The sequence below is a fragment of the Vibrio sp. genome (assembly GCF_047973365.1).
GTDB lineage: Bacteria > Pseudomonadota > Gammaproteobacteria > Enterobacterales > Vibrionaceae > Vibrio.
The window spans coordinates 1-21,551 of record NZ_JBKEBW010000013.1 but is presented as its reverse complement, the minus strand read 5'-3'; the positions used below and the strand labels follow the sequence as shown (position 1 = coordinate 21,551).

Here is a 21,551-nt window from a genome sequence, read left to right as displayed (position 1 = left end):
TCAGGATTACTACGGACATCCGTATTGTATTGTGAGTGCGTTGAATCTGTATAGCTGGAATGGTCAAGTGTCGTCGGCTTTCATGTTACCAATACATATTTGTGAAGTGGTGGTAAGAAACGCTGTTAATGATGTTTTGACTAAAATTTATGGCGAGCGCTGGCCTTGGGAACGTACCTTCGAACTTACATTGCCCAGTAAAGGACGATACAACCCAAGAGCTGATTTAGTTAACGCAAGACGCAATAAGGCAACTACAGGTAAAGTTATTCCTGAGTTAAAATTCGTGTTTTGGCAGAAAATGTTCACTAGCCGACATTCAACCCGTATTTGGGATGTAGAATTATTGAACATGTTTCCCAATGGCACCGGGCATTTAACTACAGCTTCATTACTTTCAGACATTTATAATTCGTTGGAGTCGATACGTCTTGTTAGAAACAGAATTGCGCACCATGAACATTTGATTAATCGAAATCTCATTCATGACTATATGAATATAATCAAATTGATCTCTTATCGCTGTTCTGACTCTATCAACTGGCTACATTCCATAGAACAATTATCCCCTTTATTATCAAGTAAACCAAAGCGGCAGCAGATAATGCGACCTTTGGTGTATGGAAATCATTATCAGCCTGTGCTGAGGGGGATTGTGTTTAAAATATAAAGACACTAATAAACAAGGAAATCTAATGCCAGAACTCCCAGAAGTCGAAGTGAGTCGTTTGGGTATTTCTCCTCATCTTGTGGGGCAGAAAATTCAGTCGCTGGTCTTTCGCACCCCAAAATTGCGTTGGGACATTCCGGCACAGTTGAAACTGATGGAAGGGCAGGTTATTCGCTCTATCTCCAGAAGAGCAAAGTACCTGCTGATTGAAACCGATATTGGCTGCGCGATTGTGTATCTTGGTATGTCGGGTTCTCTGCGTGTGCTCGACGGGTTTATCACTGCCGGCAAACACGATCATGTGGATCTCACACTAAGCAATGGCAAAGTATTGCGCTATAACGATCCGCGTCGCTTTGGTGCCTGGTTGTGGAGCCCAATAGGGGAATCGCATCCGGTGTTAGCCAATATCGGTCCTGAGCCGCTAACTGAACAATTCGACGCACATTATATTGCTGACAAAGCCAAGAATAAGCGGGTGGCGGTTAAGCAGTTTATTATGGACAACAAAGTTGTTGTCGGCGTGGGGAACATCTACGCCAGCGAATCGCTGTTTCGCTCGCGAATTCACCCACAGCGCCCTGCGTGTTCTTTATCTTTGGACGAATGGCAAACGCTGGTGGCAGAAATCAAAGCGGTACTGACAGGCGCAATTGCTCAAGGCGGGACAACACTGAAAGATTTTGCGCAAGCCGATGGTAAACCGGGGTATTTCGCACAAGAGCTGCTAGTGTATGGCAGAGCCAAGCAAGCTTGCCCGAATTGTGGCGAACCGATTAGCGATGTAAAAATAGGGCAGAGGAATACGTTTTTTTGCCCTGTGTGTCAGCATTGATTCATCGTGACGATTATGGTTTGTGATATAATTTTGTGAATTTTTATTCTAAGAGAATAGCGATGAAATATTTAGTGACGGGCGCTGCGGGCTTTATTGGCTCGGCAGTGGTTGAACGCCTTTGTGCTGAAGGGCATCAAGTGGTTGGCATCGATAACCTCAACGATTATTACGATGTGGCGTTAAAAGATGCGCGTTTAGAACGTGCAGCGCATGACAACTTTTCTTTTCTTGAAATGGATATCGCTGATCGCGAAGCGGTTGCTGATCTGTTCGCCACAGAGCAGTTTGATAAAGTCATCCATTTAGCGGCTCAGGCTGGTGTACGTTACTCTATCGATAACCCAATGGCGTATGCCGACAGCAACCTTGTTGGTCACTTAACCATTCTTGAAGGTTGTCGTCATAATAAAATCAAGCACTTAGTTTACGCCTCTTCAAGCTCGGTTTACGGGCTGAACCGCAAAACACCATTCCATACTTCAGATAGCGTGGATCACCCAGTCTCTTTGTATGCGGCAACCAAAAAATCCAATGAGTTAATGGCACACACCTATTCTCATCTTTACGGTGTGCCAACCACTGGGCTGCGTTTCTTCACCGTTTACGGCCCTTGGGGGCGCCCGGATATGGCGTTGTTCAAGTTTACCAAAGCGATCATCAACGGTGACGCCATTGATGTATACAACAACGGCGATATGCAGCGCGACTTCACTTATATCGACGATATTGTTGAAGGTATTCTGCGTATCAAAGATGTGGTTCCACAAGTTAACCCGGAGTGGAGTGTGGAAGCGGGCACTCCGGCCACCAGTTCTGCGCCTTACCGAGTGTACAACATCGGTCACGGCAGCCCTGTGAAGCTGATGGACTTCATTCAGGCGTTAGAAACCGCACTAGGCATTGAAGCGAAGAAAAACCTGCTGCCAATGCAAGCGGGTGACGTCTATATCACTTATGCCGACACCGATGACTTATTTGCAGCTACGCAATACAAACCCCAAGTGGGCGTTGAGCAAGGTGTGGCGAACTTTGTGCAATGGTATCGAGAATTTTATAAAGTGTGATCGTTGCCGAAAAGGAGGAGTTTTCCTCCTTTGTTTCCTCTTTTTTCCCTACAGCATAACGATACCCATCCTGTATTATTTCCTCCCTGTTTTGTTTAACTGATAAAAAAATTAATTACGTAGAAGTGACGCCTCCTGAGGTCGGTGACTCTCGTTGTTGTTTAATGCTATGAACTCAAATTACCAATCTCACCTGCGCCAGCTATGTTTGCTGATGCTGCAATACTGTGTCTTTTCATTCATGGTATTGCTGATTTCACGCGGAATTTTCTTTTTTAGCATTCAGCATATGCTGCCCCAAGATGGTATTGGTGATGACATCTGGCGTGCGTTTTTGGTTGGCGGTCGTTTTGATGCCAAAGTCACTGCTATTGCTTATGCCCCTCTGTTACTTAGCGGGCTGATTTGTGCGGCATTCTACAGGGGATATCAATCATGGTTGAAATTTTCCCTAACTTATCATGCTGTTATCGTATTTCTTTATACCGCCGGGTCTATTGGCAACTTCTATTATTATCAAACCTACGGCAGTTATGTTGATCTGTTTGTTTTTGGATTTTGGCAAGATGACACCAAGGCCATCATAGACAACATGTGGCAAGACTACCCCATTTTACGCAGCATATTCACTTCACTCGTAGTAGCTGGGTTAGCTTATGTATGCGGTAAGCGCTTTTTATCGGCCCCTGTTGGGCGATTGAATACCGATCGGAATTGGCATTGGAGCCTAAGTTCATTGCTGATCTTAGTTGTGGTCCTCACTACTTTTATTATTGCTCGAGGCACGTTAGGCAGCCATCCTCTCAAGCGTTATCACGCCAGTGTGTCAGCCTATAAACCGCTGAATATGATCACACCGAACGTATTTATGGCGTTCGACTGGGCAATCTCAGACTATAAAGAACAGCATCATTTCGCACCGGTTTCTAATACTGAGTTAACCGCTTTAATGGAAAAAATGCTCGGTCAGGCAACGCCGGAATATCACACGCCTGATAATGACTATTTACAGCAAAACCCGCCGCATGTCGTGCTAACTATGATGGAAAGCATGGGCATGAACATTTTGGTTGAAGATGATGAAGAAAAGAACGATCTGCTCGGTAGTTTTCGTCCTTATGTTAAACAAGGTTTTTGGTTTGAACGCTTTATGGCAGGAACGTCGGCAACGATTGATAGTATCGTGATGACACTGTTCCACAGCCCAATAGCGACGATCAGCCATTCTTCCATTCAGAATAAGCCGTTGCCAAGCTCGGCGATTTTGCCATACAAAAAGGCCGGTTATAACGTGGTTTTTCTCTACGGTGGTAATGGTATGTGGCGGAATTTAGCGAACTATCTGCCTGTTCAGGGATTTGATCGTGTCTATGATGAAAACGACATTATTGAAGCTTTCCCTGAAGCGGAAAAATATTCGGGAGTCTGGGGGGTTGCCGATGGTTATATGTTCAAATTTGCCAACAAACTACTGGAACAAGCGGAAAAACCCACATTTATCTTTATTATGACGGTGACTAACCATTCACCTTATGTCGTGCCAGAATATTATCAGCCAAAACCGACGGCGATGAATGAGCGCTTGTCGTCGCTACTCGGTTATCAGGGAGAGCAAGCAAAAACACTGCTGAATACGTTCCAGTATGCCTCCGATGCGTTGGGGCAGTTTATTAACCGCATTAAGCACTCTGATAAACTGAAGAACAACACCGTGATTGCTGTCACTGGCGATCACCGCATGCGCTACGCCAGTGCCGACGAGCCCACCGAATTTGGTTTAACTTATGCGGTGCCATTTTACCTTAATATTCCACAATCGATCCTTGCGAATATGCCCTATCGTTATGATCCACAACGAATTGGTTCGCATCGGGACATTTTCCCAACGCTGTATAATGTGAGTTTATCTGATCAGGATTACATCTCATTAGGAGGGGAGAATATGCTTTCACCTGAAGGCGTAAGCAATTGGGGCTACAATGCGACACGCAGTATTAATTCCTACGGTGCATTCAGTAGTAATGGCTCTGGGGTATTCCATCCATGGGACAAACAACATGGGTTGTTTAGCCAGGCTCAGCCAGAAACCGATCCTAAATTTGATACGGATTGGGGGAAAGATTATCACCAATTACAGGACTATTACCTGCGTTCGCAAGTGTTGCCCATGACACCTTAGCCGTTTTTACACTTCCCCCTCATTTGAGGGGGAGAACCACGTACCTATTACTCAATAATCTTCTTACTATGCAACGCATTCGCGACCACTTCAGGTACGAATTCATCCACATTGCCACCATGAATCGCCACTTCACGTACTATGGTTGATGAGATAAAAGCGTATTCTTCTGCCGGAGTTAAAAACACACTTTCTAATTCCGGCATCAAACGGCGGTACATATTGGTCAAACCAAATTCGTATTCGAAATCGACTGTGGTACGCAGCCCTCGCACTAACACCGTCGCTTTTTCTGCTTTGGCAAAATCCACCATCAAGCCGGAAAAACCTTTGGCGCTCACATTGGGTAAATGAGCAGTGACTTGCTTAGCAAACGCTACGCGCTCATCCAAGGTAAATAGGGTGTTCTTACTCGGACTCGCTGCCACGGCGATAATCACTTCATCAAACATATTGGCAGCGCGCACAATCAAATCCAGATGTCCGTTGGTGATCGGATCAAAGGTACCTGGGTAGATGACGCGGGAGAGGTTTTTTGCTTTCACAGTCGTAAGCCCTAATTAGTTTGAATGAACAAATAACGATTCAAAAAAAGCCAAATGCTTTTTGGCACTTTCTTGACAGGAAAAGTCGTTAATCATTCTCTGTTGCGCTTTTTTACCCATAACTAGGCGATCGGGTTCTGATTGATATAACCACTGAATTTTATCTGCAATCGCTTTGGCATCTTTTACTGGAACAATAAATCCAGTTTCATCATCGATCAGCAGCTCTTTACCGCCACCGGTTGTCGTCACAACCGAAGGAATTCCCATTGCCATCGCTTCGATAATGGTTTTCGGTAAACCCTCACCACTGATCGACGGTTGTACCTGAACCTTACTTGCTGCAAGCAATTCAGGGACATCTTTGCGATAGCCAAGGAAGTGAATTCTTTCTTTCATCCCACTTTGTTGTGCGAGCGCAAGATTTTGTTCTGTATCCATATCTCGACCCACTAACAACAGATGAAGATGGGTTAATTCGGCAAGCTGCTTCGCACTTTCAAGAAGAACGTGAACCCCTTTGCTGGGGCGAGCATTGGCGATACAAATCACGGCGAATGCATTCTCTGGCAAGCCTAAAGTGTTTAAATCCGCAGCTTGTGCCTGATACCATGCAATATCATGGCCTTTGTAGATCGTGACAATATTTTGTGGATTTTTCCAACAGTGCTTGCGTACATCATCCGTCACCGCTTGTGCTACGCAACTGACACCATCAACACGAGGGTGCAGGTGAGTGAGATACGCGCTTGGATCATGACGATACAAGCCGCCGACAGTGCCTCGATAAGTCACCATTTTGGTGTGCTTAAAGCCAATACAGGCAAATGCCGCATTAGGAATCGTCTTAGAATTCATGGCATACACCACATCATAGTGGTGCTCGCTCAGCTCTTTGCGCAGCGTTTTAATACTGTTGAGGCAAATTTTCTTGGTTGGATAGCAATCAATCACTTTAATGCCGTTATCGCGAAAGCGAGAAACATACTCTGCTGAACCCTGAGTGACGATAGTGACTTCATGTCCTAACTTTGCCATTTCAATAAACATTTCACCCTCAGGACGAACACTGTTCCAGGCGTCATTGTATGAGCTAAAAATCATGATTTTCATTATATTGTTATTGCCTCAGTTATGATTTTAAATGGCGTTCATGTTTATCAATCTGTTTATCTATTGATTGGAGCTATCGGCTGCTACACGAGAGTAGAGCTCTTGATAGCGTAGCGCAGTATATTCAATCAGGAAGGTGGTCAATTTTTGTTGACGACCCGTAGACAATTTTTCGCGTAACTGCTCATCGGTACGAATTTTCGTTATCGCATTCGCTAAGCTGTGAGCGTCTCCGGGCTCAATCAGCAACCCAGAATGGTTATTTTCAATAATATCAGGGATACCGCCGGCATTGGTGCCAATAACCGGTAGCCCACTGCCCATGGCTTCCAGGATCACTGAGCCTAACCCCTCGCTGTACGAAGGATGGATCAATAAATCGGCAGCTGCGAACCAATCTCCCATGTTGCTTTGCTTACCCATAAACGTCACATTCGATAGGCTCTTAGCTTGCAGTTCCAACGCAGTTCTTTCTTTTCCGTCGCCAAGAAGCGCAAAATGGACAGGAGAGCCACTTTCTTGCAATTGTTTCGCGGCAGCGAGAGTTACATCAAAACCCTTATGTTTTAGCATGTTAGCCGCATGAATGATTAGAAATCGCCCCGTAAACTGCTGTTTAATGAGCTTCACATTTTCTTCATTTACTGGATAAGTCACCGGAGAGCTTGGGATAATTTCGAGCATTTTATTCGGATAAGCAGCCTGAATTCTGGATGCGATCATATTACTCAGCCCAACAAGCGCCGAGGCGTTGCTATAGGCTTGGTTAGCAAGCCATTTTTTTTTCAGTGGGTTATCAATACGGCGAGTGACAATATACGGAATATTGTGCAGCTTGTTTTGCAACCATGCCCAGTAAATTGCTCTACCTTCATGAACATGGATAAGAGAACAGCCTTGTGTGACAGATTTTGCGTGCTGTAACAGATAGTGCTTACAGGCCACAACACGGCAAGGTAGCTCTGATACCTTATGAAAAAAAGGACTGTTTGGATTAGCCACAACAGTGAGTTGATAGCCCATTTTTATTTGTTGTTTGATTAACTGCAGAGTTTGATTTTCTCCGCCGTGATAACCAGACGCTAAGTTAACGTGGCAGATATGATTCAGTGCTTCTTCTCTTGCTGCTTTTTAGCATAGTCACGTAACCATAAGTCAGCGTAACGGGTAAACGTCGTATTGGCACTTAATAGAGCAATCAATAGCCCATGACGACCATCAAGAAAGCCGCGTTTGATGATGTACATTTTAAAAAAACGGAAAAAACCATGCATAATTGCACCAGCGAGCGAGGATTTTTTACGCCCTTCACGTTGATCTGCCCAAGCTTTCATATAGCGCTGAGTTTTTTCTACATAATTAGGCAGATTATCAATGGTGTAATGGTATAAGTCACCTTGAAGCGACTTAAGTTGGACCCCGTCAGGAATGATGACCGATTCATGCACCAGCACATCGTTATATTGAGTGGTTTCTCTGCGATAGAGGCGTGTTACCCAATCAGGCGACCAGCCTGAATAGTGAATGAATTTGCCGAATGCTTCTGTTAAGCGATTAATTTGGTAGACAGACCGACCATCATCATTGGCGATAGCGTTTAAGATAGACAAACGCAGTTCCTCAGAGACTTCTTCATCAGAATCAAGAGGCAGGATCCAATCTGCTGTCATATAGCTTTGCGCTTTTTGTCGTTGAGGGCCGAAACCCAGCCACTCCTGATGGTAAATTTTATCGGTATAACGTTTCGCGATATCAAGTGTGCTGTCTGTACTACCGGAATCAAGAATGACGATTTCATCAACCCACTGATGGACGGAGCTAAGCGTCTTTTGCAAATGTTGCTCCGCATTCTTAACGATCATTAAAACGCCAAGCGTTGGTTTATGCTCAGTCATAATTTTGTCCTGTGAAGAATGGCGTTAGTCGTTGCTTAATCTCATCAACCTGAATATCTTGCATTAAATCATCACCTTTCAAACGCGTTCCCCATTTTAGCTCGCTTACTGGGCAATTGAACTGCTTTTCGGCAAGGCGTTGGTAGGCATTTACGCTTAATTCAATACTATTGTAAGGCCCGGTACGTAATGGATTACTGTGCGCGTATAAACCGATGACCGGTGTTCCCTGAGTGGTTGCTAAATGCGCTGGGCCTGAATCTGGCGCGAGTACCACTGTCGCTTGCTTTAAAACCGCCGTCAGTTGCTTTAATGAGGTTTGCCCAACTAAGTTGATCACGGGCTGCTGACATAAATTGGTAATCGCGTTACTCAGTTTCACTTCTCTTTCCGCAGGAGAACCGCACAACACTACCTGTAGCCCATTGTTGCTCGCATAATCAGCGATAGCCGCATAACGCTCAGTCAGCCAGTTGCGGCTGTCTTTACTTGCCGCAGAGCTAATCACCAGTGTTCGTTTACCTTGTAATGCTTCGGTAGCAAAAGCCATGTCTTGTTCGGACAGCGGAATATTCCAGTTTGGCTTATCAAACGGAACTCCCAAATAGCGAGCGAATTCAGCAAAGTTATCCAATACATGAAAAGCCTCAGTCGGCGGCAAATGACGATTAGTAAACCACCACTGACCTTCACGGGTACGATTTTTACTAAAACCAATTTTATAGCGAGCTTTAATCCCCCACGACAGAATACTGGCACGCAGCGCGGCTTGCATATGTAGCAGAGCGTCGAAACGGTCATGGCTTAGCGTTGTCCACAACGCCTTCATTCCGGCAAATCCCAATTTCTTATCAAACACCACCACACGAATGCCGGGCAGATCAGATATCAACTGAGCTTCAATTTTGCCGCAAACCCAGGTGATTTGAGTTTCAGGCCAATGTGCTTGAATGGCTTGCACAACAGAAATAGCATGGCAAACATCACCAATTGCTGATAGACGCAGTACACATAAAGATTTCGGAGCAGAGCTAAATAGAGCCATAAGTCTTCAATATAAAGAGAAATTACGCTAATTATGCGTATTGCAACAATGAATGTAAAACTGTGCGGAGAACTTTAATGAATGATACGCTATGCCATCAGTGAAAGCACAACGTACTAACCCTGAATGAGTGTAAAAATACAACCTTAAGAACTATTGATTATGCCTAATATTCGTCAATTAACCCTAAACAGTCTCGATGATATTCAAGCGTTACAAGAAAGCGTTGAAGTTGAATGCAAACTTGCGGGTGGTCGTGATGGTAAAGGTGCTGTACCTAATGACATGTGGGAAACTTATAGTGCCTTCGCTAATACTCGGGGAGGCGTGATCCTGCTTGGTATTAGGGAACAGCGTGGCCGTTTCATTCTTGAAGGTATCGCAAACCCTGCGCCGTTAATCAAAAATATCATTGATACTGTCAACAATACTAATAAGGTGAGCTGTAACTTACTTAGTGAACGAAATGTACGTGTTGAACTTATTGACGGTAAGTCTCTCATTTATATTGATGTTCCGAAAGCTTCACGTAAAGAGCGTCCCGTTTATATTAATGGTAATCCACTGACAGGTAGCTATGTACGTCGTTATGAAGCTGACCAAAAATGTTCTTCTGATATCGTAAAACAAATGATCGCCGAACAAGAAAATGAGCGTGATCAGCGAGTGTTAGAGCACTTTACTATCGATGATATTGAACCAGAGAGTTTACGCATCTATCGTCAGATGTTTAAAGATGCTAAACCTCAGCATCCTTTTTTGGAATTATCAGATCAGGAGTTTTTGCGTTCTATTCGAGCTTGGAAACGAGATCGCGCATCAGGTATTGCAGGGTTAACATTAGCTGGGTTAGTGATGTTTGGTCGCTGGAATGCATTACAAGATGCCTTTCCTGCCTATTCTCTCGATTATCAAGAGAAAGATGATAGTTCTCATCGTTGGATTGATCGTGTTTATACCGATGGGGCGTGGTCTGGCAATGTTTTTGATTTTTACCGTAAGGTTTATAGGAAGCTCACCGCTGAATTAAAAGTCGGTTTTCAACTTAATGATGGTCAGCGGCTAGATACCTCTCCTGCCCATGAAGCGATTCGAGAAGCTTTAGTCAATACTCTTGCGCATGCTGATTTTGAATCAGAAGATAACATACTCATCGAAAAACACCCTGATTTTATCGGCTTTCGTAATCCAGGGTTGATGCGCATTCCCGTACAAGAAGCTATTGCGGGTGGTAATAGTCAATGTCGTAATCCCGCCATTCACCAAATGTTCTTGAATATTGGTTTAAGTGAAAAGGCTGGCTCAGGCATTCCTAAAATATACAGCAACTGCCGCAGTCAAAATTGGCAACCACCGCATTTATACGAAAAATATGAACTAGGGCAAACACTGTTAGAACTTCGAATGGTAAACATTCTTTCACCGGAACTGCATCAGCAGTTAGTTGACTTGTTTGGCAGAGGATATAATCAGTTAAGTGAGCTTAAGCGAATCATCTTGGTCACAGCAATCACAGAGTCTTGGTTTAATCATGAACGTATTTGTTCTCTCACATCAGAGCATACCCGAGAAGTGACATTAGCACTAAGCCAGTTAGTTTTGGCTGGGTATTTAGAGTCGGCAGGCAATCATAAAAGTAAAATTTATCACTTGAAAGGAATTGAGATTCCAACTCCAGATAATGCTGCCGGTAAGAATGTCAGCTTTGTCGCATCTCCTAGTGCGAGGCAACTTTCCTTGCTTGAATCCGAGCCGTTACTATTAGTGCCGGAGTTAGTGCCGGAGTTAGTGCCGGAGCCGGTAAATAGTTTTACTGAAGAAGACTTGAAGCTTTGGAATGAGCTAAAACACATTGCGCTTCCTGTGGCGCAGCAGCAAGGTCGGAAACAAAAATCAGATGTAAAAAATATCATTCTAATGCTTTGCTCTCATGCTGCACCTAACTGTTTAAGGCTTTATGATCTTGCCGAATTACTTGGAATGAATACCGAAACGTTAAGACGACACTACTTAAGCCCTATGGTTAAAGATCAGCAGTTGTATCTCGCATTTCCGACAGTTCCAAATCACCCAGAGCAAGGCTATACGACTCAAAATAATACTAGCCCGTGTACCTAGCTTGAATAAGCGTAAAAATAGAACCTTAAGAACGTATTGATTATGTCTGACATTCGTAACCTAACATTAAAAAATCAACAGATTTGGTACAACAGCGAGTTACTTCGCCAACCGGTAGAGTCCTGCTTTGACCCGCTGTTTTGGCAACAAAACAACAAAATAACCGGCAGCGCACAAGGGCGGGGCACAACTTGGTTTGTACAGCTAGAACAAGGCGAGGGGGCTTTGCGCCATTATCGTCGTGGCGGTCTGTTTGGCAAATTGGTGAGCGATAGTTACTGGTTTAACGGATGGCACAACACTCGAAGTTATGCTGAGTTTAAACTGCTTGATTATCTTCGCCAGCAAGGGGTGAATGTACCTCAGCCCGTTGCGGCAAGAGCGGTGCGCCAAGGCTGTTTCTATCAAGCGGATATTTTAAGTGAGAAGATCGCCAATGCGCGCGATCTGGTGGCGGTTTTACAACAGCAGCCATTAACTAATGAGATCTACCAGCGCGTTGGTCAGCAGATCGCCAAATTGCATGCGGCGCAAGTTAACCATACCGATTTGAATATTCACAATATTCTGCTTGATGAGCAAAACAAAGTATGGATTATCGATTTCGATAAGTGCTATCAGCAAAATGGTGACGATTGGAAACAAGACAACCTAAACCGTTTGCTGCGTTCATTTAACAAAGAGCAGCAACGGTTCGGGATAAAGTGGCAGCAACAGGATTGGCTGACATTGTTGCAGGGGTATCAAGCTTAGTTCATCACCGGAAGAACCGCACTGACGGTTTTTTCGATTGCGCCGCGGTTTTGTTCTACGACTTGCAGTGCTAGTTTCCCTTGCTTGTTCATTAACTCACTATTGGTAAATTGCTGTTTTAGTGTCTTTGCCATTTCTTGGCTATTGTTGCAAATACTTACCGCATCACTCTCTTGCAACATCTGCACAATTTCACTGAAATTGAAATAACTGGGGCCGTTAAGTAACGGTTTGCCTAATGCGGCAGGTTCAAGCAGATTATGTCCACCGACTTTATCGCCAACAAGGCTACCGCCCATAAAACAGATATCTGCCGCTCCAAGCAATATCAGCATCTCACCCATGGTGTCTCCCAGATAGACCTGACAATTTTGCTCTACGGAGGTATTGTCAGTTCTTCTTTGAGTTGTAAAACCTTGCTTTGTACAAAGTTCGAACACTGGCGTAAAACGTTCCGGATGACGAGGAACCAAAATTAGCAACGCACTTGGAAACTGTTCAAGTAGTTGTCGATGAGCGTCTAATACAATGCTATCTTCACCTTCATGAGTGCTTGCGGCAATCCAGACCGGGCGGTCAGAAAATTGCTGCTTTAACTCAATACTTGTTTGTTGTACTGAAGGCGGAATTTCAATATCAAACTTAACGGAGCCTGTTACCTGAACCTGAGACGCCGCAAAACCCAAGCGAATAAAGCGCTCGGCATCGCTCTGATATTGACACAAAATACGGTCAATATAAGGCTTAATCAAATTGAAAAAAGCACGCCACTGCTGATAACGCACACAAGAGCGTTCAGAAAGACGAGCATTGATAATCGTAATCGGAATTCCGGATTGATGTACGGTTTTTAGCGTATTTGGCCATAGTTCGGTTTCGACGATCAGCAGTTGTGATGGTTGAACAGTGTGAATAAAGCGGCGAACACACCAGGAAAAATCCAGCGGCATAAATCGATGCTCTACCAAGTCGCCTAATTTGGCGATCTGCTCGGCTCCGGTCGCTGTGGTGGTGGTGACGATAATGTCTTGGGTTGGTTGCGCTTTCTTTAACGCTTTAATGACGGGAATAGCCGCAATAGATTCGCCAACGGAAACCGCATGAATCCAAATTGGCTTTTTCCCTTGGATAGTTGGCGTTATCCCCCAGAGCTCTTTCCAACGAACTCCAAATGAAGGCTTACCCTGTTTTTTCTTATACAGTGAGTAAAGAAAAATAGGGCTGACTAAAGCGAGAAGCAGAGTATAAAGCAGACGCATAGTAAGCCTTCTTAAGATTAAAACTGTTTTAGTGCATCAATCACTCGTGAAGGCGCGAGATCTTTTAAGCATTTTAAGTGGCCCAGCGGGCATTCACGTTTAAAACAAGGTCGACATTCGATATCGGTATGAACTATCGCCTTTTTTTCTGCCAATGGCGGTGTATAAGTGGGTGATGTTGAACCATAAATGCCAACTACCTGGCAGCCAACCGCCGCAGCCACATGCATTAACCCTGAATCGTTACTGATGACACTTTCACAGCAAGCAAGCATATCGACGGCTTCAATTAAACTGGTTTTTCCGGCTAAATCGAAAACATGATTTTGTTGTTCATCCGTTAAATAAGAACGAATAGACTGAGTTGTTTGGCTATCTTTGGCTGAGCCAAACAGCCAAATTTGGTAGCCTTGCTCAATCATTTCCCCTGCGACAGTAGCGTAATGTTCGGCAGGCCATTGTTTGGCTGGGCCAAATTCTGCACCCGGGCATAGACCAATCACTGGTCGTGTTGAATTTAAGGCAAACTTGTCACGCGTTTGTTGCTGTATCTGTGGATCGATATGCAAGCTTGGGCGTGGCAATGTTTCAAGCCCACCCAGAGAGGCAGAGCCTTGCATCTTTTCTTTCGGATAGGCAAGTGCAACATAACGTTCTGTCATGTATTGGAATGACTTTTTGTTGGGGCGAAGGTCGTTCAGCAACCCATAACGCATTTCGCCTTTCCAGCCAGTACGTACCTTAATCCCTGCAAACCAGGGAATTAATGCGGATTTCGCCGAGTTTGGCAGTACGTAAGCGTGATCGTATTTACCCTTAAAGGTTTTTCCTAAAGCTCGTCGGCCGAGGAAATTAAAATCACCATGACCTAAAGGCATCTCAATTGCTTGATTCACTTCTGGCATACGTTCCAGAATAGGTTTACACCAAGCCGGAGCCATAACATCAATAACAGCATCAGGATGCTGTTGTTTGAGGGTGGTGTACAAAGTCTGAGACATCACCATGTCTCCGACCCATGAAGGACCAATAATCAGGATTTTTTTCATATCACAGTAAATGGCTTGGCTTAGTAATAAAAGGGAACTCTTCATGCCCCTAAAATGTTAATCATCAAAAAGGTTATTGAGCGTTTCGCGATCTCTTTCGAGGTTGATTGCTATAGCTGAAGGATATGGATTTGTTGCTGAGTAGTCGTTAATTAGGTAACGCCGGGTATGTGGTAAGCCGAATAAACAACGATCAACGCGAACGCCAAATTTCGCGAGTTCAGCAACAGTATAATCAATTTCACTTTCTGGGCGTGAAGACGTAAGCACCAAGAATAACCCACCATCCTTTTGTAATTCACTAATTTTTTTCAAATTAGATTCCAAACCTGACGTTTTCCAACCATTTTTAGCAAACTTACTACCATTTTTAAGTAAGACTCCATCTACATCGCAAAAAACAGTAATGTACTTTTTACAGTAATGACGGTATTCACGTAATGTTCCCCAGTCAGTGTAAGTAGATGCCGATTTTTTAACGAACTCTTCATTCGACATTAGCATTTTATAGATGACATGAGATATGTAGACTTCTTTGTCAGAAGATATTGATTCGAATACTTCGCAAAACTCTGCAGAAGAAGCAAAACTATAGCCGCCACAGCAGAAAAAGTTACTGATAACTTCCTTTTCAACAATGTTGGAAATAATGCCTAATGAATCTACCTCAATGTAACTTTTATTTTTCGCATCAACAAGTTCTATGTCATTAAGATCGATTGCCATGACACTATTAATGGGCTCTGGTTGGCAAGAAAAAACATTGTCGCAATCTTTGATAAAAATAGAACCTTGGATATTACCTTGCTTAATGGCTTGGTAAATTGTGTCCGATTGTGATGATGTCGGTTCATCAAGGACAACCAGTTCAGGAACAATAGATGTACTACGTTCAAAACTCTCTAATACCATCTCAGCTGCCGTATATTTTTCAAGGTGCTCTTTGAGGCATACAATGACCACTTTATCGAACGTTGTTAAATCAATGCCTTCGACAGACTTTTCAATCATTAACTTGCCGTCAGGCATTGTTAACAGCCATTTAGGTCTCATGTTTGGAAAGCGAGAAGAACGGCCTGCAACGGGAAGGATTAATGTAAACATAGTTACCTTTCTATTTTATTAATGGATTTGGTCATTACGCGATTAAACCAATCAATAGTTACTTGGTCTTGCTCGTTAATGTAAGGAGCGATGCGTAATAGCGTTAATGTTTCTATTACTCGCATTTCATACCAGAACAAACGCTCTAGCGTTTTCATAAATGAAGGATAAGCATATTCGCAAAAGATTTCTCCTTTCATGCGTATACTCTCTTTTTCCTTCCTGAAGCTCCAGCCGTACTGGAAGTCTTGAATGATTTTAGCTGCGTCTTGTAGCGGACTATTGATTTCACAGCTCAGAAAATCAAACAAATATAGTTTGTTATCTTCTGTTACTTTTAGGTTGGCTAGGGTTAAATCTCCGTGGCATTCACCTATCGGTAAATGAAGATCTCTGTGACAGAATACTTTAAACTGCTGCATTTGCTCTTTTAACTGAGGAAATAAAGTATCCTTACCGTTTAGGTTTGTTTGTATGCTAGTGAGTTTGTCATGAATTGCCTGAATAGGATAAGTGCCGTCGTGACTATGCGCAACGCTATTGAGCAGATAAAAATCTAATGCTGTTTTTAAGTTTTTTGCTACGGTTTTAGAACCTCGATAGGCAACTCGCTCTCCACCTAAACCTTCAATATAGGGCATGGTGATAGTAAGTTGTTCTTGTGACAGGTGTGTGTTCAAAACAGGGATAGAAAGAACCTCAAAAGACGGTGTGTGCAGGCACTGAAATTTCTGCTGTTTTTGAATCCCCAAAAGGTTTTTTTCAATCGAAGTGGTAATGGACTTTTCAACTAAGTAGTTTTGATCGTTTTGAATAACCCGCAGTATTGCCCCAGAGTGAGAAGCCGCTTGAATTTTCTTGTTAATATCCATACTTCTTGAATCACCTTTATGGTCAGGACTAGACTTAAGTACTGAGAAAACAATTGGGAATTATAGCGTTAATCTTAAATGACTAAAAGAAGATTAGCTGAAATTAGTTTGATAGTTACCCATAGTGAAAGAAAACTGATAAACTATCCGCTATATGTATTATTATTTTCTATTGAAATATTAATTTTAACTTGAGATTAGCTATGAAGATCGCTTTTTTAGTCGGTGGTAACTATTCAACCAGCTTATATATTGTTACACGGGATGTTGTAAATTGTTTAAGAAGTAAAGGTTATATGGTTGATTACATTTTTGTAGAAGAACCTATAGAGTTAAAAGATAATGATATATTTATTGATATTAATGGCGTTAGTAAGAAAAGCTTTAATGAACTAAGAGGCTTGTTTTTTCGTATATGTAAAAACATACTTGACCGTCATGTTTATGCCTATCTATTTAGCAGTTATTTTTCTTCACAATTACAAAAAAAACTCAATGGATATGACAAAATATTTATTCATGGAACAGCTTCTATATCATTTGGTAAATTAAAAACGCCATATTATTGTGTATTACATAGCTGTAAATTTGATAATTTTATAGGAAAGCATAGGAAATTAGTTAGACCTTATTATAAAAAATTTTATCAAAAAGTTTATAGTGGAAAAAACCTACTTTCAGTATCAGATTCAGTTAAATTAGATATGATCAATAAAATGGAAGCCAAACCAATCAGTATAGATACCATATATAATGGATTTAATTTTGAACATATTGAGACTCAAGCTGCTTTAGATGTTGGTGTCATCCATTCTAGACCTTATATTATAGCAGCGGGTAGACCTGATAGAACAAAAAGATTTGATATATTATTAAAAGCTTATGCAATGAGTATGAGTAAGTGTTCTCATGATCTTATTATTTTTGGTGATGGCAAAAGATTAAATAAGTTAAAGGAATTAGCTAAAGAATTATCTATAGAAGAAAATGTAATATTTAAAGGATTTAATAAAAATATCTTACCTTATATTAAAAACGCTAGTGCATATGTATTGAGTTCAGATGTTGAAGGATTACCTACAGTTGTTGTAGAAAGTTTAGTTGTAGGTACGCCAGTAGTTGCTACAGACGTTGGTGGAATAAGGGAACTACTTAATGGAGAGTTAAGTGATTGGATTGTTCCTCGTGGTGATTATGTTCAGCTAGCTGAAAAATTGGATTTATTATTGGAAAATCCACCTAAAGTTAGTTCAGAAAATATATCTTTTCTAGATTTTCGTATTGTTTGTGATAAATATATTGGGAAGATATAATGAATTATATTGATATTACAGTCGTCGTTCAAGGCCCAGTACAGACATTTAGTGATCGTCCTCAAGAGCCCAATATAACTCACAAATGTTTAGCTTCTATCCGACAACATTTACCCGGTGCTCATATTATCTTATCAACATGGCCTGGACAAAATTTAACTGGGTTAGATTATGACACCTTAGTTATATCTGAAGATCCTGGCTCAAATAGCAGAAATTATAATATTCACGGTGAGCCACAAAACTATAACAACAATCGACAAATTGTATCTTCGTGCGAAGGATTAAAAAGAGTTAAAACTAAATATGCAGTTAAATTAAGAAGTGATAACTACCTCACAGGTAATGGGTTTGTTGAATTGCAGAAAAAATATAACAAACGAAATTCTCAGCATAAATATTTTAACGAGTATGTCGTTGTCTGTGATGTTTTTACAAGAAAATATGCCAAAGGTTATCCAGTTGCTTTTCATGTGAGTGATTTTTTCTATTTCGGTTTAACTGAAGATTTGCTGGCATTATGGGATCTTCCGTGGTTTGAAGACTTCAAGCCAAGTAAAGAAATACCACTTTATGAAGGCTTTCCTGATTTTGTTATTGATTGTACTCAAGCTTTATTTCTTGCGGCATTACGAAAATTCAATTCAACAATAAAGCTAAAGAGTTTGTTGGATAACAGTAAAGGAGTGCTGCATTTATCCGATAAAATTATTGCCAATAATCTTATTGTTGCTCCTATTGATATGATTGGCTTAGGGCTATGTCAAAAATTTTTAGGGCAAGCCAGAGTATCGAGAACTAGTGGAAAAATAGCACACTTACAGTTTTTTGAATGGAAAAAATTACACCAGGCTTATTGCGATCCTAATTTAAAAATTGAACATTACTGGTTTAAAAGATCCATACTATTCTTCCAGCGTTGTATGTACATTTATCCGACGAGATTGCAAACTAAGCTTAGAATAAAGAAAATGTCAAGAAAAGGGCTGGCGACCATTAAAGCACTAAATTTATAATGTTTAGTCATCACTCTATTGAACATGCTCTTAAGGGTCATAGTACGTGATAACTACGGTTTTAATTCTTTCATATTTGAAGTCATACCGATTAAAATCGCGAGCATAACAGCATAGAATGTTGTTCCTGAATTATGAGCGAACATGACCTGAGTTAAAGAGTAGTGCATCATGCCAAGAATTAATATGATCCCCAGATCACAAATAGTTTTATCTAATTCTGAAGATGTGTTTTTTCGTACGCTGATAAATATTTTTGCTGGAACGAAAAATAGGCATAGAAGAGCGATAAGGCCGATTAACCCATAGACAGATAAGTTATCTAGGTATTGATTATGAGAATGCGTAACTAGCTTACCTATTTTTTCTGAAATGTAACCCATCTCTGCCCATTGACGATGCAGTTCTTGTCGGCCTATTTCACTGGCTCCAAATAGTGGATGTTGAAGAAACGTAAGCCATGAACTTTTCCATAGTTCAAAGCGGATACCGACCGAAGTGAAAGTATCACTATTATTATAAAATTGGATAATTTCATCATAGGCTTGAAAAATTCTATTTTTTACCATTGGAATACACAGCAAAGTAGTAGTAGCCAATGTGGATATAGTAAATATAATATATCTATACTTTCTATTAATATATTTTCGGTTAACCAAGAGTAGATATACTATAATTGATGGCAATACTATCCATCCTCCACGACTACCAGATAATAAACTGGCTAGAATCCCGCTAATAGAGGCTGTTATTGCTAATAGTGCAATGAAAGTGTTCTTTTTTCTAAGAAAATAAATAGCAATAGGGATACACATTAGTCCTAGAGTTATTGCTATATTTCCTAGCTGAATTGGCATGGCTCCTTTGAAAAATATACTCGGAGAGTTGCCGCTAAATGCTCTTTCTAGATTTAAGTAGTAGACTTGATAACTGGCAGATAAACCTGCAACTAGACTAGAAAGTATAATTGATAATATCCAATACTTCTTGTTGATCCTATTATGACTAATCATCCATAAAATAGGAATTGCTAGAATGAATCGACTTATTTGGTCTAAGTCTGATATTTCATCATTGCGAAAAATAACGGAGAGGACATAAATTCCAAAATAGAAAAAGTATGTGATACTAACATGTTTAATAATTTTTATATTGTATTGACTGTAACTACTACTAATAAAATACAGTGAAGAAAATAATAATAATATAGCACCATAATTGTAGCCTTTAGCAAACATAATTAGAAGTATTGGGAATAAACAACATATAACTGAAGTATATAGCTCTTTATTAAATTTTATATTATTCATTTTTAGTCTATTTTGAATATGGATTTTTCGCATTAACATCAGGACGCGTTTTCAACAAACGTAGAATCCACATATATTGCTCAGGACGTTGAGATACATAGTTTTCAATGCACTCGTTCATCATTCTTGCGTCTTGCTGCTCATCGCCTGTTGGGAACGGCAGTTCAGGGTAGAAATCTAACTCATATCTGCCGTCTTCGACATTAAACATGGCAAACAATGGGACGATCTTCGCTTTACTTAAGCTAGAAAGGCGGCCTAGCCCGGCAATGGTGGCTTTTTGGGTTGCGAAAAAATCGACAAATACGCTGTGGTCACGGCCGAGATCTTCATCTGGCAGGTAGTAACCTAAATAGTCATCTTTACGTACCGATTTAATAAACGGTTTAATGCCAACGCTACGGTCATACACTCGACCGCCATATTGTGTGCGCTGTTTGTGCATTAACCAGTCTGAAACTGGGTTCTTTTGCGCTTTCGCCATTGCCGAAACGGGGTGCCCGCGAGAAGCCAATAAAATTGCTGGAATATCAATCGACCAGGTATGTGGAACCAGCAAAATCACTTTCTCGCCTCGTTGCAGCACTTGCTCAACATGTTCGAAACCGCGAAGCGTGGTATTACGCTCTAACCAATGTTTGCTGCGCAGTGAGGTCGCGGCGAAGCCCATCAGGAACATGGTTGAGGTGATGTACATTTGCTGCAGAATGGCTTCTCTTTGCTGAATGGATTTTTCAGGGAAGCACATTTGTAGGTTAACCCGAGCGCGAGTATTGGCTTTGCTTTTTATCTTAACCGCCAGTTTGGCCAAATAAACCGCAATAAAGCGTTTTATGGATGTTGGTAAAAAACTGATGCAGCAGCAGATGAAAACCGCGAACCACGTTCCCCAATAACGAGGATGCAGAAAGGATAACTGAAATTGAGGATTATAGGCGTATTCATCAAAGTCATTACGTGGTGACGACATAAGTGGCTCAAGTTATTTGAATAATAATACTGTGGGGGAGTATATCAGCTAATGTTAGGTGACAGTAGTTTCTTATTTTTTCACCGCGATGTTGAGTGTCCGTTTCGTCATTCTTGTACTTCTTTGTCTTGAATTTTTGTTATTATTAACTATTTGTTATTGATGGTTTTTTGTCATTCCTGCGAAGGCACAATGCTGATCGTTTAAAGAAAATATAACTACTTGAACGATCTTGCAGTTCAAGCAAACTAACTCTTCGTAACTGAGGAGTTAGTATGTTTGCCAATGAATTAGATGACCTTTCTACTTGCTATCCACTGAACACTGAATATCTTGAAGTCCTTAATGCACAATTGCCTATTGAATGGGTGAACGACGCGTTAAACCTAACAACACATGCAACGGTTCGTCGCCGTAAAATCTTACCTCAAGATGTGT

Annotated in this window: 19 protein-coding genes; 8 read left to right on the top strand and 11 right to left on the bottom strand. The window is 41.5% G+C overall.

The genetic code is table 11. From position 1 onward, the window contains the following. The first annotated feature begins 67 nt into the window (after positions 1-67). From ACK5MF_RS01890 to ACK5MF_RS01875, 4 genes are all read left to right on the top strand, one after another. The gene (locus ACK5MF_RS01890) at positions 68-670 is read left to right on the top strand and encodes a hypothetical protein (RefSeq protein WP_416918813.1); all 603 of its coding nucleotides are present in this window, start codon (positions 68-70) and stop codon (positions 668-670) included. 25 nt (positions 671-695) lie between these two features. Continuing rightward, a complete protein-coding gene (gene mutM / locus ACK5MF_RS01885; protein WP_416918811.1) occupies positions 696-1,505 on the top strand; it encodes a bifunctional DNA-formamidopyrimidine glycosylase/DNA-(apurinic or apyrimidinic site) lyase in 810 nt (269 codons plus the stop codon). Positions 1,506-1,567: 62 nt separating this feature from the next. Beyond that, on the top strand, positions 1,568-2,572 hold the full coding sequence (locus ACK5MF_RS01880; protein WP_416918809.1) for an NAD-dependent epimerase: 1,005 nt from the start codon (positions 1,568-1,570) through the stop codon (positions 2,570-2,572). A 214-nt stretch (positions 2,573-2,786) separates the two neighbouring features. Beyond that, positions 2,787-4,751 (top strand): LTA synthase family protein, encoded by a 1,965-nt coding sequence (locus ACK5MF_RS01875; protein ID WP_416918866.1) that lies wholly within the window; start codon positions 2,787-2,789, stop codon positions 4,749-4,751. Between the two features lie 47 nt (positions 4,752-4,798). Here ACK5MF_RS01875 and coaD read toward each other — a convergent pair whose 3' ends face one another. From coaD to ACK5MF_RS01850, 5 genes are read right to left on the bottom strand one after another with little or no spacing between them, the layout of a single operon-like run. After that, on the bottom strand, positions 4,799-5,296 hold the full coding sequence (coaD, locus tag ACK5MF_RS01870; RefSeq protein ID WP_416918807.1) for a pantetheine-phosphate adenylyltransferase: 498 nt from the start codon (positions 5,294-5,296) through the stop codon (positions 4,799-4,801). Between the two features lie 15 nt (positions 5,297-5,311). Beyond that, positions 5,312-6,409 carry a glycosyltransferase family 4 protein gene (locus ACK5MF_RS01865; protein ID WP_416918805.1) on the bottom strand — a complete coding sequence of 366 codons (1,098 nt, stop codon included), beginning with the start codon at positions 6,407-6,409 and terminating at the stop codon, positions 5,312-5,314. A 60-nt stretch (positions 6,410-6,469) separates the two neighbouring features. Further along, positions 6,470-7,519, bottom strand: a complete 1,050-nt coding sequence (locus ACK5MF_RS01860; protein ID WP_416918864.1) for a glycosyltransferase family 4 protein — start codon at positions 7,517-7,519, stop codon at positions 6,470-6,472. Further along, a complete protein-coding gene (locus ACK5MF_RS01855; protein WP_416918803.1) occupies positions 7,516-8,304 on the bottom strand; it encodes a glycosyltransferase family 2 protein in 789 nt (262 codons plus the stop codon). The genes ACK5MF_RS01860 and ACK5MF_RS01855 overlap by 4 nt, the downstream gene beginning before the upstream one ends. After that, a complete protein-coding gene (locus ACK5MF_RS01850; protein WP_416918801.1) occupies positions 8,297-9,349 on the bottom strand; it encodes a glycosyltransferase family 9 protein in 1,053 nt (350 codons plus the stop codon). Before ACK5MF_RS01850 ends, ACK5MF_RS01855 begins: the two co-directional genes overlap by 8 nt. 162 nt (positions 9,350-9,511) lie before the next feature. Here ACK5MF_RS01850 and ACK5MF_RS01845 point away from each other — a divergent pair, with 162 nt between their 5' ends. Together ACK5MF_RS01845 and ACK5MF_RS01840 are read left to right on the top strand one after the other, a co-directional pair. Further along, positions 9,512-11,467 (top strand): RNA-binding domain-containing protein, encoded by a 1,956-nt coding sequence (locus ACK5MF_RS01845; protein WP_416918799.1) that lies wholly within the window; start codon positions 9,512-9,514, stop codon positions 11,465-11,467. 42 nt (positions 11,468-11,509) lie between these two features. Next, positions 11,510-12,220 carry a 3-deoxy-D-manno-octulosonic acid kinase gene (locus ACK5MF_RS01840; RefSeq protein ID WP_416918797.1) on the top strand — a complete coding sequence of 237 codons (711 nt, stop codon included), beginning with the start codon at positions 11,510-11,512 and terminating at the stop codon, positions 12,218-12,220. Here the strand turns inward: ACK5MF_RS01840 and waaA are convergent. From waaA to ACK5MF_RS01820, 4 genes are read right to left on the bottom strand one after another with little or no spacing between them, the layout of a single operon-like run. After that, a complete protein-coding gene (gene waaA, locus ACK5MF_RS01835) occupies positions 12,217-13,479 on the bottom strand; it encodes a lipid IV(A) 3-deoxy-D-manno-octulosonic acid transferase (protein ID WP_416918795.1) in 1,263 nt (420 codons plus the stop codon). The genes ACK5MF_RS01840 and waaA overlap by 4 nt on opposite strands. A gap of 17 nt (positions 13,480-13,496) precedes the next feature. Further along, positions 13,497-14,528, bottom strand: coding sequence for a lipopolysaccharide heptosyltransferase II (gene waaF / locus ACK5MF_RS01830; protein WP_416918862.1), 1,032 nt, complete (start codon positions 14,526-14,528; stop codon positions 13,497-13,499). Positions 14,529-14,585: 57 nt separating this feature from the next. Continuing rightward, the gene (locus ACK5MF_RS01825) at positions 14,586-15,632 is read right to left on the bottom strand and encodes a hypothetical protein (RefSeq protein ID WP_416918793.1); all 1,047 of its coding nucleotides are present in this window, start codon (positions 15,630-15,632) and stop codon (positions 14,586-14,588) included. Positions 15,633-15,634: 2 nt separating this feature from the next. After that, positions 15,635-16,504 (bottom strand): phosphotransferase family protein, encoded by an 870-nt coding sequence (locus tag ACK5MF_RS01820; protein WP_416918791.1) that lies wholly within the window; start codon positions 16,502-16,504, stop codon positions 15,635-15,637. A 203-nt stretch (positions 16,505-16,707) separates the two neighbouring features. On the opposite strand from ACK5MF_RS01820, the gene ACK5MF_RS01815 reads away from it, so the two are divergent. Both ACK5MF_RS01815 and ACK5MF_RS01810 read left to right on the top strand, forming a co-directional pair. Continuing rightward, on the top strand, positions 16,708-17,817 hold the full coding sequence (locus ACK5MF_RS01815; RefSeq protein WP_416918789.1) for a glycosyltransferase: 1,110 nt from the start codon (positions 16,708-16,710) through the stop codon (positions 17,815-17,817). Further along, positions 17,817-18,833 (top strand): WavE lipopolysaccharide synthesis family protein, encoded by a 1,017-nt coding sequence (locus tag ACK5MF_RS01810; RefSeq protein WP_416918787.1) that lies wholly within the window; start codon positions 17,817-17,819, stop codon positions 18,831-18,833. The genes ACK5MF_RS01815 and ACK5MF_RS01810 overlap by 1 nt, the downstream gene beginning before the upstream one ends. A gap of 53 nt (positions 18,834-18,886) precedes the next feature. On the opposite strand, the gene ACK5MF_RS01805 is transcribed toward ACK5MF_RS01810, so the two are convergent. Together ACK5MF_RS01805 and lpxM are read right to left on the bottom strand one after the other, a co-directional pair. Further along, positions 18,887-20,143: an O-antigen ligase family protein gene (locus tag ACK5MF_RS01805; protein ID WP_416918785.1), complete on the bottom strand. Its 1,257-nt coding sequence runs from the start codon at positions 20,141-20,143 to the stop codon at positions 18,887-18,889. A gap of 7 nt (positions 20,144-20,150) precedes the next feature. Then, the gene (lpxM, locus tag ACK5MF_RS01800; RefSeq protein ID WP_416918783.1) at positions 20,151-21,113 is read right to left on the bottom strand and encodes a lauroyl-Kdo(2)-lipid IV(A) myristoyltransferase; all 963 of its coding nucleotides are present in this window, start codon (positions 21,111-21,113) and stop codon (positions 20,151-20,153) included. Between the last annotated feature and the right edge of the window lie 438 nt (positions 21,114-21,551).